The 18725-nt window shown below is 46.0% G+C and carries 1 protein-coding gene; it reads left to right on the top strand.

Translation table 11 applies throughout. The annotated features are described in order from the left end of the window. A partial coding sequence (locus KI655_RS07110; RefSeq protein ID WP_285403083.1) for a cadherin-like domain-containing protein occupies positions 1–18673 on the top strand: 18673 nt, incomplete at its 5' end. Between the last annotated feature and the right edge of the window lie 52 nt (positions 18674–18725).

Genomic DNA, 18725 nt, shown 5'->3' with positions numbered 1-18725 from the left:
AGAGACTATCTCTTTAACTACCGAAAGTGATGATGTTGAACGCTTTAGAATCGCGACCGACGAATTTAATCCTTCAGGCACGCTGACTTCGAATGGTTTGGAAGTAGAACTTCGCGAGTTCCCAGCTGACTCTGGTCAATACACAGGCTTTACAACTAACGCGCTGAATCAAGAAGTTGAAGTCTTCACCATCAACTTTGATGACGTCGTGTTAGGTCGTTACACCTTTACGTTACTTGAAGCGCTTGACCATGAAGATGGACTCGACAATAACACCTTAAGCTTTGATCTACCTGTTTATGCGGTAGACAGCGATGGTGATGACTCTTTGATGTCGCCACTCACAGTGACCATCGAAGATGATGTTCAAGGCATGAGTAATGGCATCTTGAATATCGAAGAGCCGACAGTCGCCGATCTGGCTGCAGGGGTGGTGACCACAACCACGATTGATGTAATGCCAGAGCAGAGTGCGGATGGCGCGACGATTACAGAGTTCACTTATGATGGCAGCACGCCATTGACGCTTGACCAAACGGATACGGGTGAACAAGAGTTTATCTTCACCGAGGGCTCACTGTTTATCACTCTTGAAGGTGACGTGCGATTTGAGCCAAACCGCAACCTAGACCATGAAGATGGCCCAATCGTGAAATCGATTGTGGTGACGTCTAGCGATGGTGACGTGGATGTCGAAACCGCGACAGTAACCCTAACCATTACCGATGGTGACATTCCAACCATCGAAACCGTACCAAGCGTGTCGCTATCAGAAACGCAGCTTGCTGATGGTTCAACGCCAAGTGGCAGCGCGGTCAGTCAAACTGAGACTATCTCATTCACCAACCAAAGTGATGATGTTGAGAAGTTTCGAATTGAACCGACGGAGTTCAATGTCGGTGGAGCACTAACGTCGAATAACATTGCGGTCGAAATAAAAGAAGACCCAGCCGATTCGGGTATTTACGTAGGCTTTATTGATGACGGTGGCACGGAAGTTCCGATATTTACCTTGAGCTTCTCCACAACTACATTGGGCGAATACACCTTCACACTACTTGAAGCGTTAGACCATGCTGATGGTCTCGACAATAACGAGCTAACCTTCGATTTGCCTGTCTACGCAGTGGACTCTGATGGTAATGACTCATTGATGTCACCGTTGTCAGTGACCATTGGTGATGATGTCCAAGTCATGGCGACCGGCACGTTAGATATTACCGAGCCAACCGTCGCAGATTTAGCCGCTGGTATTGTTACCACCAACACTATTGATGTGATGCCAAAACAAAGCGCTGATGGGGCGGTGATTACCCAGTTCACGTACGATGGTGGTACAGCGCAAACTTTAGATCCAACTATTACAGGTGAGCAGAAGTTCACGTTCACTGAAGGGGACTTGTACGTTACCATTGAAGGTAATGTCCGCTTCGAGCCTAACCGAGACCTCGACCACAAAGGTGGCGATATCGTTAAATCACTCGTGTTTACTTCAAGTGACGGCGACGTCGATGTTGAGACAGCAACAGTGACTCTGACCATCACCGATGGCGATATCCCAACCATTGAATCTGTACCAAGCGTCACGCTAGCAGAAGCCGGACTGGCGGATGGCTCTTCTCCAATCATGGGGGCGGTAAGCCAAACTGAAACCATTTCATTCACTAACCAAAGTGACAATGTTGAGAAGTTCCGATTAGAGCCGACGGAGTTCAATACAGACAATTCATTGAAATCGGATGGCTTGATCATAGAACTCCGTGAAGAGCCAACGGGATCAGGTAACTATATAGGTTTCACCACTGATATCTCGAATGTTGAAACTACTGTCTTCACATTGGATTTCAGCTCAACAACGTTAGGCGAATACACTTTCTCGCTTCTTGAAGCAATCGACCATGCACCTATTCAAGGCAACAATGATCTGACATTCAGCTTGCCAGTTTATGCAGTTGATAGCGACGGCGATGACTCACTCATGTCACCACTGTCTGTGACTATCACTGATGATGTTCAAGTCATGGCTGGGGTTACGATTAGTATCGAAGAGCCAACGGTCGCTGACTTGGCAGCAGGTACACCAACGACTTCTGTCTACGATGTGCTCACTAGCGCAAGCGCTGATGGTGCCAATGTTACTCAGTTCACTTACGATGGTGCAGTTTACGCGCTCGACCAAACGGACAGTTCTGAACAAGAGTTTACCTTCACTGAAGGCTCGTTGTTCATCACCATTCAAGGTGAAGTGCGCTTTGAGCCAAACCGCGATTTAGACCACTCAGGTGGTGATATTGTCAAGAATATCGTAGTGACTTCTAGTGATGGTGATAGTGATGTACTGACCTCTACGGTCACGCTGACCATTACCGATGGCGATGTTCCGACTATTGACGTGATCCCGCCAATCTCACTCTCTGAATCAAACCTTACAGGTGGTTCTGACCCAACAGTTGCTGCTGTTAGCGACACCAAGGTCATTCAATTCACGAACCAAAGTGATGATGTGGTCTCGTTCCGTATTGAGCCGACCTTGTTCAATACGTTAGGTGCTTTAACATCAAATAACTTAGCGGTGCAGATCAAAGAAGATCCGAACAATCCTGGCGACTACATCGGCTTCGTTAAAGATACGTCGAATGTTGAAACTAACGTCTTTACCATCAGTTTCTCGGATTCAAACCTAGGCCAATACACCTTCACACTACTTGAAGCACTCGATCATGCAGATGGTTTGGACAAAAATACGGTCATCTTTGATGTTCCCGTGCTTGCGGTTGATAGCGATGGTGATGACTCTTTGATGTCTCCGCTAACGGTGACTATCGAAGATGACGTTCAAGGCATGAGTAATGGCATCTTGAATATCGAAGAGCCAACAGTCGCCGATCTGGCTGCTGGGGTGGTGACCACAACCACGATTGATGTAATGCCAGAGCAGAGCGCGGATGGAGCGACGATTACTGAGTTCACCTACGATGGCGGCACGCCGTTGATGCTTGACCAAACGGATACAGGCGAACAAGAGTTCATCTTCACCGAGGGCTCACTGTTTATTACCCTTGAAGGTGACGTGCGCTTTGAGCCAAACCGCAATCTCGACCATGAAGATGGCCCAATCGTGAAATCGATTGTAGTGACGTCTAGCGATGGTGATGTGGATGTCGAGACCGCGACGGTAACTCTAACCATTACCGATGGCGATATTCCAACCATCGAAACCGTACCAAGCGTGTCGCTATCCGAAACGCAACTTGCCGATGGTTCAACGCCAAACGGTAGCGCGGTCAGCCAAACTGAGACTATCTCATTTACCAACCAAAGTGATGATGTAGAGAAGTTCCGACTTGAACCGACCCAGTTCAATACTGGCGGTACCTTAACTTCGAATAACATTGCAGCTGAGCTAAAAGAAGATCCAGTCGATTCCGGTAATTATGTTGGCTTTATCAATGATGGCGGCACTGAAGTTCCGGTGTTTACCTTGAGCTTCTCAGGTACAACCCTTGGGGAATATACCTTTACGCTGCTCGAAGCGTTAGACCATGCAGATGGATTAGATAACAACGAGTTAACCTTTGACCTGCCTGTTTACGCGGTGGACTCAGATGGTAATGACTCACTGATGTCACCGTTGTTAGTAACGATTGGTGATGACGTACAGATCATGGCAAACGGCACACTCGATATCACCGAGCCAACCGTCGCAGATTTAGCCGCTGGTATGGTGACCACCAACACCATTGATGTGATGCCAAAACAGAGCGCTGATGGGGCGGTGATTACCCAGTTCACGTACGATGGCGGTACAGCTCAAACGTTAGATACGGCCATCATTGGTGAGCAAGAGTTTATCTTCACCGAAGGTTCGGTGTTCGTGACCATCGAAGGTAATGTGCGTTTTGAACCGAACAGAAACCTAGACCACGAAGACGGCGATATCATTAAGTCACTCGTGTTCACTTCAAGTGACGGCGACGTCGATGTTGAGACTGCAACGGTAACGCTAACGATTACAGATGGCGATATCCCAACCATTGAGTCGGTGCCAAGTATTGCGCTTGCGGAAGCAGATTTAGACGATGGCTCGTCACCAATCGTTGGTGCGGTGAGTCAAACAGAAACCATCTCGTTTACTAACCAAAGTGACAATGTTGAGAAGTTCCGATTAGAGCCAAATGAGTTCAATACAGATGATTCTTTGAAATCTAATGGGCTAGCGATCGATCTTAAAGAAGACCCGGCAGGCTCAGGTAACTACATTGGCTTTACGAACAGTGCAACTAATGTGGAAACACAGATTTTCACTCTCAACTTTAGTGCTGCGCCTCTGGGACAATACACCTTTACATTGCTGGAAAGCATCGACCATGAAGATGGTCGTGGTAATAACGACCTGACGTTTGAACTACCGGTTTATGCGGTGGATACGGATGGCGATGACTCGTTAATGTCACCGCTGTCTGTCACCATCACCGATGATATTCAAGTGATGGCGAGCGGCTCTCTAAGCATCGAAGAGCCGACGGTCGCTGATTTGGCTGCAAGTACGCCGACAACATTAATCTTCGATGTGTTGACCTCACCAAGTGCTGATGGCGCGAGTGTGACTCAATTTACCTATGATGGCACGGCTTACACGCTCGACCAAAGTATAGCGACTGAGCAAGAGTTTACCTTCACCGAAGGCTCATTGTTCATTACTACTCAAGGGGATGTTCGCTTTGAGTCGAACCGAGATTTAGACCACTCAGGTGGCGATATTGTTAAAAGCATCGTGGTGACATCGAGTGACGGGGATGAAGATGTTCTTACCTCGACAGTGAAACTGACCATTACCGATGGTGATGTTCCGACTATTGATGTGATCCCGCCAATCTCACTCTCTGAATCAAACCTTACTGATGGTTCAGATCCAACAGTTGCTGCTGTTAGCGACACTAAGGTCATTCAATTTACTGACCAAAGCGATGATGTGGTCTCTTTCCGTATCGAACCGACTCTATTCAATCCATTAGGTGCTTTGACATCGAATAACTTGGCGGTTCAGATCAAAGAAGATCCTAACAGTGCTGGCGATTACATCGGCTTTATTAAAGATGCGTCGGATGTTGAGACCAATGTATTTACCATCAGTTTCTCCGATTCAAACTTAGGCCAATACACCTTCACATTGCTTGAAGCGCTCGACCATGAAGATGGTTTGGACAAAAATATGGTCACCTTTGATGTCCCAGTGCTTGCAGTTGATAGCGATGGTAACGATTCGGCAATGTCGCAACTTAAGGTGACTATTGAAGATGATGAGCAAGAGATGAGCAATGGCATCTTGACCATTGAAGAGCCAACGGTTGCCGAACTGGCTGCTGGGGTGGTGACCACAACTACGATTGATGTGATGCCAAAGCAGAGTGCGGATGGTGCGACGATTACAGAGTTCACCTACGATGGCGGCACGCCGTTGATGCTTGACCAAACGGATACAGGCGAACAAGAGTTCATCTTCACCGAAGGTTCTCTGTTTATTACTCTAGAGGGTGATGTCCGCTTTGAGCCAAACCGCAACCTCGATCATGAAGATGGTCCGATCGTGAAATCGATAGTGGTGACGTCTAGTGATGGTGATGTCGACGTCGAGACCGCGACAGTAACTCTAACCATTACCGATGGCGACATTCCAACCATCGAAACCGTACCAAGCGTGTCGCTATCAGAAACGCAGCTTGCTGATGGTTCATCGCCAAGCGGCAGCGCGGTCAGCCAGACAGAGACTATTTCGTTTACTAACCAAAGTGATGATGTTGAGAAGTTCAGACTTGAACCGACGGAGTTCAATGTTGGTGGAGCACTAACCTCTAATAACATTGCGGTAGAGCTAAAAGAAGATCCGGCAGATTCGGGTATTTACGTCGGCTTTATTGATGATGGTGGTACGGAAGTTCCGGTATTTACCTTGAGCTTCTCTACAACCACATTGGGCGAATACACCTTTGCACTGCTTGAAGCGTTAGACCATGCTGATGGATTAGATAACAACGAGCTAACCTTCGATTTGCCTGTCTACGCAGTGGACTCTGATGGTAATGACTCATTGATGTCACCGTTGTCAGTGACCATTGGTGATGACGTGCAAGTCATGGCGACCGGCACGTTAGATATCACTGAGCCAACCGTCGCAGATTTAGCCGCTGGTACTGTTACCACCAACACTATTGATGTGATGCCAAAACAGAGCGCTGATGGGGCAGTGATTACCCAGTTCACGTACGATGGTGGTGCAGCGCAAACCCTAGATCCCACGATCACCGGTGAGCAAGAGTTTACCTTTACCGAAGGTTCTGTATTTGTGAGCATCGAAGGTAACGTGCGTTTTGAGCCAAATCGAAACCTAGACCACGAAGATGGCGATATCATTAAATCACTGGTGTTTACTTCAAGTGATGGCGATGTCGATGTAAAAACTGCGACAGTAACGCTAACGATTACAGATGGCGATATCCCAACCATTGAATCGGTGCCAAGTATTACGCTTGCGGAAGCAGAATTAGACGATGGCTCGTCACCAATTGTTGGGGCAGTAAGTCAAACAGAAACCATCTCATTCACCAATCAAAGTGACAATGTTGAGAAGTTCCGATTAGAGCCAAATGAGTTCAATACAGACAATTCACTCAAGTCAGATGGTTTGATCATTGAGATCCGTGAAGAGCCAGTAGGGTCGGGTAGTTACATTGGTTTCACCACTAGCATCTTGAATGTAGAGACGACAGTATTCACCGTAGATTTCAGTAGCACTACATTGGGTGAATACACCTTTACCTTATTGGAAGCTATCGATCACAGACCAATTCAAGGTAATAACGATCTGACATTCAACTTGCCGGTTTACGCGGTTGATACCGATGGCGATGACTCTCTAATGTCGCCGTTAGCTGTCACTGTCACTGATGATATCCAATCATTAGTTGCTGGTTCTATGACCGCCAAAGAGCCATCAACAGGCGTTGAAACATCTAATACCATTAACCTAATGCCCGACAGCAGTGCAGATGGTGGAACGCTGACTAGTTTCAGCTATGACGGAGAGCCGCTACAAACACTGAATCAAAATGTAGCGGGGGAACAGTCGTTTACTTATGACGAGGGCACACTGTTTGTCTCTATTGATGGCAGTATGCGATTTGAACCCGTATCCGATCTAGACCATTCAAGTGGCAATATCACCAAAACTATTTTTGTTAATTCTGTGGATGGCGACGGAGATATTGTCAGTACTTCGGTCTCACTGGCTATCATAGATGGCGATGCGCCGGTTATCGATACTGTGCCTGATATTGCGCTCAACGAAGCGAATTTAGACGATGGGTCTTCATCAACAGGAACGGCAGTGAGTGACACTAAAGTTATTACCTTCACTGAGGGTAGTGATGACGTCACGCACTTTAGAGTTGATACCACCAACTTCAACACTATGGGAACCTTGAAGTCGAATGGCCTTGCCGTTGAAATCAAAGAGCAGCCAACGGATTCAGGCAACTATGTAGGCTTTGTTACTGACGCGTCAAATGTGGAAACCAATGTTTTCACGTTGGAGTTTTCAGACAGTAACCTTGGCCAATATACACTTACTTTGTTAGAGGCTTTGGATCATGCTGATGCAAGCTTTGCCAACACTTTAGACTTCGATATTCCCGTGATAGCGGTTGATGCCGATAACACAGATTCCGCATCGTCTTCTCTGAACGTCACGATTACCGATGACTTGCAACAGACTCAAAACCAAACTTTGAGCATTGTTGAACCTGTTACGACATCTGGTGCTGGCGGGCCTCCTTCAACAGGTATTGTGGATGTAATGCCAAAAGACAGTGCTGATGGCGCAACGGTCACTCAGTTTATGTATGGAACTGACGGACCGTTCGTCTTAGACCAAACAAACTTCACTGAGCAAGAGTTTGCCGTTGCAGATGGGAAACTGTTCGTTAAGTTAGATGGTTCTGTACGTTTTGAGCCAGGCCGAAATCTCGACCATTCAGGCGGTGATATCGTTCGCACCATTACGGTCACTACAAGTGACTTTGATAAAGATGTCGAAACAGCGACGGTGACGCTCACTATTACGGATGGTGTTGACCCTGTAATCAACATAGTGCCAGACGTTTACTTGTCAGAAGTGAACCTAACCGATGGATCGATGCCAAGTTCAGGGCCAGTGAGTTCAACGCATACCATTACTTATACCGAAGGAAGTGATAATTTCAGCCATTTCCGTATCGATACCAATGAATTCAACTTTGGTGGCTTGCTGAAATCGAACGGTCTCGTTGTCTCGCTGAAGGAGGAACCAGCGGACTCTGGCACTTATATTGGCTTTACTAGCGATGGTCCAAACAATGAAACAGATATCTTCACGATAAGCTTCGATAGTGTTAACAAAGGTCAATTTACGATCACCTTGTTAGAGGCGGTCGACCACCTAAATGGCCTCAATTACAACGACCTTAATTTCCGTTTGCCTATCTATGCTGTTGATACGGATGATTCAGAGTCAGCACGACGCGATATTGTGGTAACGATTGAAGATGACATTCAGCAAATGCAGGATGGAATCTTAGCGATTACTGAGCCAACTTCAGGCACACCTACAACGGCGACTGTTGATGTCATGCCATTGCCAAGTGCCGATGGTGCGACCATTACTGAGTTTACCTACGATGGTGGGCTCGCAATCTCGCTTAATCAGAATATTGTTGGTGAACAGGAGTTTACCTTCACGGAAGGTTCTTTGTTCGTCACGTTAGATGGTGATGTTCGATTTGAGCCAAACAGAAACCTAGATCACTCGGGTGGGAATATCGTTAAGAACGTTGTTTTCACCTCTTCAGACTTTGATAACGATGTCTTTATGTCGAGTGTCCGATTGACCATCATAGATGGTGAAGACCCAGAACTGAACGTGGTTCCTGGCGTCAACTTATCGGAAAGTAACCTATCCGATGGCTCTGCTCCAGACTCGAATTTGATTAGCGAGACAAATACCATCACAACAATTGCTAGTAGTGACGACATCGCGAAGATTATCGTCAATACCTCGCTGTTTAATGTTGGTGGGACGATCAAATCAAATGGATTGGTCGTCGATCTACGAGAGGACCCAGTAAATTCGGGAGACTACTTGGCGTTTACTACGGTGTCACCGGGTGTTGAAGTCCCTATTTTCACCCTAACGTTTGATAACCTAATTCCAACTAAATATACCTTTACACTGCTTGAACATCTAGACCACCCCGATGGCGACGGAAACAATGAGATTAGCTTTGACTTATCGGTTCGCGCTCAAGATACAGACGGTGATCTCTCTGATCCTAAACCGCTTGAAGTCATCATTAGTGATGATGTTCAGGTCATGCAATCTGGAGACCTATTAGTAGAAGAACCTACTTCGGGCACGGTGACGAGTAATGTGTTTGAAACCATAACGGGGCCAAGTGCAGATGGTTCAACAGTCACTGGGTTTACTTACGATGGCGGATCAGAGGAGTTACTGGATCAAAACGATACTAATGAGCAAGTTTTTGTTTACCCAGAAGGGACGCTGTATATCAAGTTGAATGGTGACATTCGCTTCGAGCCAAACAGAAACTTAGATCATGAAGATGGCGATATCATTAAGAATATTGTGGTGAACTCTCTAGACCGAGATCTCGACCCAGAAGATGCAACTGTCAGGTTAATAATTAGTGATGGCGCTCCTCCAACGATTGATATCATTCCACCTGTGGGCTTGAGTGAAGTTAACTTAGCCGATGGATCTTCACCAAGCTTACCTGTTAGCCAGACTGAACAGATGACGTTTACAGCAGGGAGTGATGACGTCAGCTACTTCCGCATTGAGACCACCGAATTCAATGATAACGGAGCGCTTAAATCCAATGGGCTCTCTATTCAATTGAAAGAGGATCCTTCGGTTTCTGGTGGCTATATAGGGTTTACTACAGAAGATCCTGTTAATGGACCTGAAGTCGAAATCTTTAAAATTAGTTTCTCGTCCTCAGTGTTAGGACAATACACCTTTACACTGCTGCAAGAGATCGATCATGCCGACGTGCAGGGTAATAATGACCAAGTATTCACTCTGCCAGTTTACGCTGTTGATACTGACGAAACCGATTCAGCGATGAAGCCGCTCAGCGTGACGATAACCGATGACGTGCCTGAAATTACAGATACAGGGGTTGGCAGTACCTTTATTGTTGATGAAGAAGATATAGGTAACCCAACACAAGCGACAGGCTCATTTGTTACAACTGAAGGTGCCGACCAAGTTGATGCTTACGAACTTCGTAACATAACGACTTTAGAAGCGATGCTTTCGTCTGGAAATGAAGGTATTGAGATCACTGAAGTCACTGGTGCGGCTAATACCACGACTTACCAAGGTGCTACAGAGACATCGGGTGTCCCAATCTTTACTCTAGCATTGACCAATGATGGTGATTATACCTTTACCTTGTTGGGGCCACTAAACCACGCCACCACACCTACAAACCTCGATACGCTGACCATACCTTTCGACGTGGTAGCGGTCGATGGAGATGGTGATGATTCGAATCAATACCGATTGCCAATAGAAGTACTGGATGATGGTCCAACAATGACCGACCCAACAGGAGAAACTATTGTCGACGAAGACGATTTGGCGGGAATTGGTTCTGACCAAACCGAAGATACCATCATAAATGGCTTGTTTACCATAGATGAAGGTGCTGATGGCGTAGTCCTCTATGAATTGGTAAACCCTGATGCCGTCTTAACTGGGCTAACCTCTGAAGGAGAGAACTTAGAGTGGCTTCCGGTCGTTGAGAGTGGCACAACCTTTACCTATACCGCACAAACAGAGACAAGCAACGAAGCTGTGTTTGAGATTGTGTTCGATACCAGCGACAACAGTTATCAATTTGAACTGTTTAAACCACTCGCTCATCCGAATCCAGATCTGATAGCACAAAACAGCATTCCATTGAACTTCTCTGTAGTGGCTGAAGATTTCGATGGCGATCAGTCTAACGCGATCGCTCTCAACCTATCCGTTACAGATGATGTTCCACTAGTTACGACTCAATCTATTACTCGTCTTGAGGGACAGGGTTATAACGGCTCAAAAGTGAACATGTTTGCCACTGCAACGGATACTGGCGCTGATGGGGCTGTCCTTAGCCGTATAGAGGGTATATCTGACAATGGTTCCAATATCGTCTTCCAACGAGGTAACAATACCGATTTCAGTGATGCATTGAATATAGTAAGTGGACGCAGAACTATTCGTGTATATGAACAAACTGAAGATGGAATGGGGGGAACGGAAGAACGACAACTAGGGACATTAAGAATCAATTCGAACGGTGAAGTTGAGTTTAGAGCAAATAGCTATCTGGAGCACGATGGCGATGAGATTAACTTCTCCATCAATGTGATCGCGACTGATGGAGATTTAGATACCTCTGAAACCCCGTTAGATATCACTATTGTCGATCGCGATTCAACAGCTATTTCATTGAAAGTGACCACTACTGAGGATATAGGTCGTGATCCTTCAATTGTTTACGCTACCGGTAGTGAACCAACGGGAGGTGTTGAAAATACCTTTGATAACCAAGATGGTTTGCCTGACACGCCAGCTAAGGTCGAATTGCAGGTTAACTTTTATGACCGAGATAACAATGAAGACATTGGTCAACTGAAGATTTTCGACAACACCAACCATAGAGGCACCTTCTATTACTACGATGGGGCAGAGTATGTGAAATTGGCGGAAGACGTCGACGGTAATTTCATTCTAGATGGTGCCGATATAACGCGAACTCTCGTGCCTGCGGTATATGATCCAGACAATCCAAGCGATACGATTGCGACCATCGAAAATCTCTACTTCGTCCCTGATAGAAACTTTAGTACCGGTGAAAATGGCGTCAGAATTAATTATGAGTTAGAGATCGACAACAACGGTGTACCTGATCATACCGTAAGCTCTAACTTCAGAATTGAAATCGAAGCCGTAGCGGACGAGGCTATATGGGATGATGTAAATAGCACATTCACTTACCTCCCTGATACCGACAACATGAACCAAGATATACCGGTGACGGAGGATGGAAATACCATCACTCTTAACCTCGAGGCTGATACTCAGGATACGTCACGTTCAGAGACTATTACTTATCAGCTGACGGTCATTGAGGGCGCTGGGAATTTCACCCTATTGGATAGCTCAGGTAATCCAATAGGGCCTGTTGGAGGTCCATATATTATTGATGAGGCAGACATCAATAGCACAGTCGTCGACCCGATTGATAACTTCTCAGGCACTATTCGCTTTGAAGCGGTAGCGTTAACCGAAGAGACACGTAACCCCTTTACGGACAGCGATAACGCAGGAGCGAACGATAAAACGACGGCTAGTTCTGAGGTCAGGATCTTAACCATAGATGTACTTCCAGACGCCGACTTGGGCACGTTAAGCGTGAATCGTAAAACCATCAATGAAGACAATATTCTCGACCCAGATATTGTTGGTGATCCTAACAACACAATCGCGTTCACGCTTGATGAAGTGATTACGATGACGCCATCTGAAGATATGGATGCGTCGGAAACGCTATACGTGCGGATTAATAATATCACCGAAGGCGCCGAGCTTTATGAGTTAGATACAGACAACGTTATCCCATCCGTGACCATTGAAGGTGTCGAATATAGAGAGATTCTTTACTCTCAACTTGACCAAGTTGAAGTGAGACCTAAAGAACACAGCAACGAAGACTTTAGCTTTGATGTGTTAGGCGTTGTCAAAGATGAGGCAGATCTGTCAACAGGTACAGTGGTTGATGAAGTTACCTTTGGTCCTAAAACGGTCAATGTTGAAGTCATTGGTGTTGCTGATGTGCCATTTGGTGGAACTAACGGCACCGATTGGGAAGAGTTTACCGATGGTGGCGTGAGTGGAGTACAAACAACCATTCAAGAGAGTCAGAACGGAGACAGCTTCGCAGTTCTTGACTTCACGGTGTTGTCTGGTGAAAGAAGACCAGATGATCCTACTGATGCCCCGCTTGCTGGTGATGGTTCGGAATCGATAACCGTTATTCTATCTGGTATACCAGATGGTGTTGTCATCGAAGACGGTGACGGTACCGTGATTGATTTGAACTTCGTTGGCTATGAAGATGATATCAATGGTAACCCTGATCTTGATAAACCCATCTATGAAGCAAACATTACTGAAGCGGGCGTAACGTCAGGCATCAGAATCCGCCCTGTTGACTCATCGACCGAGAATATTCACATCCAAGGCCGTATCGTCGTTACAGAGAACGACGGTCATACCTTAACGTTTGACCAAGAAGTTCGAGTGTTGGTTGAACCTAGAATTGACACTTCTGCGACCTATAGTAATACAACCACAGGTAATGAAGATACAGCGATCAATATCGATTGGCATCCACAAGGTGCTGACTACATTGATGACGATGAACATTTCACATCCATTACCATTAATGGTATTCCAACGGGTGTTGTCGCGGTAGTGAATGGTGATGTGGCAGTCGATTCCAGCACACCGGGCACGCTAATCATTACGCCTAAAGACGCTTCACAGACACCAGAACAATTTACTCAGATTGCTTTGGCGAATGACTTTATCCAGATGACACCACCACAAAACTCGAGTGTGGACTTTACGCTGACAACTGTCGTGGAGATGGAGGAGAGAGATTTCGAGTACACCGATGATGCGATTGTTGGTGAGGGCGGCCGTGTGGTCGCTAACCCAGCAATTACAGGCACCATCACCGTACAAGTTGTGCCTGTGGTGGAACCTGAAGATCCAGACGGAGATAATGTTGACGAGAACTATATTGTTTTCTCCAATGAAAACGGGACTGGTGAATTAACATCAATTACTTCTGATAACGCTGGGGTAATCAAATTCACAACTAATAGCGACAACCAAGCCGTAGATGGCGGTGGTGTTGAAATCTTGGATGGTGAGTACGTCATCCGCTACAAAGAAGATGATGTTTCTCCTGTATTTCCTATCAATGAAGTCGTTAACGAAGTTGTGATTCAGTTGACTACTACGACCAACGGCATATTGCCAGAAGAGGTGTTGAGTCAATTGCTCGTGACTGGGGCTGTCTACGAAGGTGATGGTCGCTGGGTGGTGACAGACGAAGATGCGTTTACGATTAGTGCACCAGAGGGCTTAGATCTGACTGCACCATACACTGATGGTGATGAAAACAATACCAGCAGCATCAAAATGACGGTGTTTACTCAAGTAGAAGATTTGGGGGATGAAACTGATGACCAAAATTCTGCAATTGTTCAAAGACAAGGTGATGTGACGTTAACCTTCCCTGAAGATATTACAGGAGGAGGAGAAATTGCTGCTGATATCGTCGTGACACCAGATCAGACGATAGCCGCACAAGAAGATACACAAGTAATGCTTGGTGACGAGCTTGAAAATATCATTAGTTTCATTAATGGCGATACCTTTGACGATGAAATCACGATCATTTTTGATGATACGGTTACGATCAGTGATCCGAACTTGAATCCAGATCCTAATCCGGAAGTGTTCCCGATTAGCATAGAGGGCAGTGGTGAAATCGATTTTGTGAACGGTAAGTATGTCTATCAAACAACTTTGGTAGATGGCACAGCGCCAGATTTCTCTGACTTACTCTTAAATTTACCTGCTGATTATTCGGGTGACTTTGAGCTGCCATTTACGGTGATCACCAAAGATCTGATATCGGGTGATGAAAAGGTTCTTAATACCAGCGCCATCATCAAAGTGTCTGCGGTAACCGATGTAGCGCCAAGTATTTCTGTGAATATCACGGGTTCTCTGGATGATTCGTTGAACCCAGTCGATATCGATGGTCAACCGGGCGCTGAAGCTGTCGGTTATGAAGACACCTATATTGTGCTCGATTTCTCAGGTTCTGTTGCAGACCAAGTCAATGGTGTTGAAGGCGGTGATGAGCGTTTCACTGATATCACTTTAACCTTAACGGACACAACCAATGGCGAATTTTACAGTGATACAGGAACGCCGTTGGGCACATCCATCTCTTTCACCGAAAGTGAGATTGAAAATGGTGCCTTGTCAGGTGTGTTGTTTAGACCGAAAGAAAACTTCCCGACTTATGATGATGCTAATGATCTCGATATTAGTACCGTTAGTGTTACCGTGAGTGGCAATATTCTTGATACGGCGACGTTCAATGAAGATGGCTCTAGCACCACGGAAGATGCAACTAGCGAGTTTTTCTCGACGCCGGTGAGCTTTGAAGTCGTGCCTGTTGTCGATGGTATTCAGATCACAGGGCCGGGAACCAACCCGAATATCATTGAGATCCAAGGTCAAGAAGATCAGGAGATTTCATTGTCTGGAATGAGCGATCCAGTATCGATAGCCTTGACGGATTTAGACGGCTCAGAAGAGTTTGTCTCTATCAAGTTCACCGATGTTCCTGATGGTTTCCAATTTAGAGTAGATGACAGCTCTGACTTTACCGTTAAGAACAATGGTGGAGGAGTGTGGAGTGTTCAATTGCCTTCAGATGCCTCAACATCATTCAATTTGGACGACATATCCGTGCTACCGCCGAAAGATTTCAGTGGTACATTCGAATTTGGAGTGGAGGTCTTTACACAAGAATCACTACTAGGTGTTCCAACCAACGCGGGCACGTTACCTAAATTCCAAGTGCATGTATTGCCGGTAGGGGACGATATTGATACCGACCCAACGGATTCTGTTTCTGGCAATGAAGGTGAGAATATCGATATCGCAATCAATGCGAGCATTCTTGATAAAGAAGATTCTGCGCCTGCGCTTACTACCGAGAATGACCCAGAGACTATCCGTGTGGTGGTTAGCAATGTACCTTCCGATGCTTCAATTTTGTATCCAGATGGAACAACGTTAGGTACATACGATGCAGTTTCAGATACATGGACACTAGATGTCGATGCGATAACACTTGATAAGATCGTGTTTAACTCAGGAGAACATAACTCCGATACAGGTAACGCACTTGGTATTGATGCTCCTTTGTCTATTTCAATTCGGGCGGTCGACACAGATGCCGATAACACCGAGTATTTGGGGCCAGAAACGACCTTTAATGTGGACTTAGTGATTGATCCAATCAATGACCAACCAACCTTCGTTAATATTGAAAACTTAGAGACACCAGAAGATACCTCTATTGCCCTGAGTGATGTGTCTGGCTTCAAAATTGAAGACCCAGATGCCGTCTATGATGATCCAAATGCGATATATATACTAGATTTAGAGGTCGACAAAGGTACCTTGAGTTATACCGCTTCTACAGGGGTAACCGTAGATCCTGTTTCCGGTACTGGAACTGAATTGACGCTTACCGGTACTTTGGCGGACATCAATAATGCTCTGGACAATGGTAGCGTTAGATTTGAATTAGGTGCAGACCAGAACTATTTAACGGATGGTGTTGCTACGGTCACTGCCACTGTTGATGATGGTGGAAACAACGGTTCACCGGGGCCGCTTACTAATGTATCCACATTTGAAATTAAGGTTACCGAGGTTAATGACGACCCTGTTGCGAGGGATGTCGATTTAGGCTCAATATCAGAAGAAGGCCAAGTAACGATCATCGAAGCCGACCTTCTAGCTGCATCTTCGGACTTGGAGAATCACAACCTGCAGATCACTGATTTAGTGATTACTCAAGGTAGCGGAACACTGCAACGTTTTGAAAATGTCGCAGGAGCCGATGACGCAATGATTACTGGGCCTTATTGGATATTCACTGGCGCGGATGACTTCAATGGTGATGTTAAGTTTGATTACACCGTCGAAGATGATGGGACAACCAATGGTGTAGCGGATCCGAAAACGGATACCGCAGAGCTAAGTTTGGTGGTGACTAGCGTTAATGACATGCCTGTTGCCCCTGATATCAACTTAGGAACGATTGCTGAGGATGATCAAATCGTGATTAAAGCTGAAGATTTGATTGCAGCATCGACCGATCCTGAAGGAGATAACCTGACAGTAACCGATGTCAGCCTTACATCCGGTCAGGGTCAGTTACAGTACTTCGAAAACAGTGGTGGCGCAGACGACCCGTCGATTACTGGTCCATATTGGGTATTTGATGCCAACGATGAATACGATGCGGCCAGTGGCAATATCAGCTTCACCTACACCATTCAAGATGATGGACAAACCAATGGCGTCGATGATTTTCTAACAGACACTGGCGATTTGAGCTTAACAGTGACAGGTGTTAATGATTCGCCAGTTATTAATAGTGACAATGTCACGTCAACGATCGACGAAGATGTCGACCAGCTGATTAGTGGTATTACCGTAGCAGACCCTGATTACGTTGGTCTTCATGCGGGTGATTTCATGACCGTCACCTTAAGTGTCGACTTTGGTACTTTATCAGCGACGCTACCGGGCTCGACGACGATAACAGTGAGTGGGCAGGGTACTAGCTCAATTATGCTGGAAGGGACACCTGCCGACATCAACGGTATTCTCAACACACCAACCAATCCTGTTGGGGTGTTTGTGAATACGCAATACATTCCTTCGAACAGTATTAAGTTGCAAGTAGTCGCGGAAGACAGCGGTAACCCATCTGGCATTATCATCGAAACCCCACCAGAAGAGTTCACGATTCAGGTAACTCCGGTCGCGAATGCACCGAGTTTGTCTATCGACCCTGCAATGAACTATGTTCGCAACATTACTGCAAGCCAAACAGCGAGTATGAATGGTATTCCACTGGTTGGTATTGTAGCGGCGTTGGCTGATGTTAATGAGATCCTGACTCTGAATATCAAAGATGTACCGGCGGGTGCCTCTGTCATTAGTAGTGCGGGTACCGTCGCACTCAATGGTGGTGTCTGGGTAGCATCCGCTGATGCGATTGATAGCCTGAAAATTGTTGACCTTCCTGAAGATGCAACACCACACACGATCAAGCTGGAGGCGGTTTCATCGGAGTTGGACGACATGAATATGGTGATATCTCCAGGGGCAACGTCTTCCGAGATAGATCTCAATCTGACTATTGTGGCGGATGCTACCGATATCGACCTCAGTACGACATCGGATGATGTGCAGTTAATGGGAGATGGCGGTAATGCGGTTCTTGAAGCAGGCAGTGGTGATGATCTTATCGAAGGAGGCAGTGGTAACGACGAGCTGATTGGCGGTGATGGCAATGATACCTTAATCGGTGGTGATGGTTTCGATATCCTGACCGGTGGCGATGGTATGGATGCGTTTGTCTGGCTCAATATTCAAGATGGCGTTGAGGATACGATTACCGACTTTGATTTATCGGAAGGGGATAGCATAGACCTGAGAGAAGTATTGCCTGAGCTACAAAACACTACGCTAGATATGGCAGTGTTGCTGCAGCACATAGATGCAAAAGTTGTAGACGTTAACAATATAGAGCTAACGATAAACCCAGATGGTATGGGCACGACACAACAAGTGATCGTGGTAGAGGATCTTGCTCCGCAATTAACTCTAGCTAGCACCACACCTGTGGACATCTTAGATGCTCTGGTTCAGCAGAACGTGATTACTCATGGCTAAAAGCTAAAAGCTAAAAGCTAAAAGCTAAAAGCCAAAAGCCAAAAGAGAAACG

Origin of the sequence: Vibrio sp. D404a, assembly GCF_030248535.1 — a bacterium.
In the GTDB taxonomy this organism is placed as follows: domain Bacteria; phylum Pseudomonadota; class Gammaproteobacteria; order Enterobacterales; family Vibrionaceae; genus Vibrio.
Note: the sequence above shows the minus strand (reverse complement) of the source record. Positions and strands in the feature narration are given on the sequence as shown.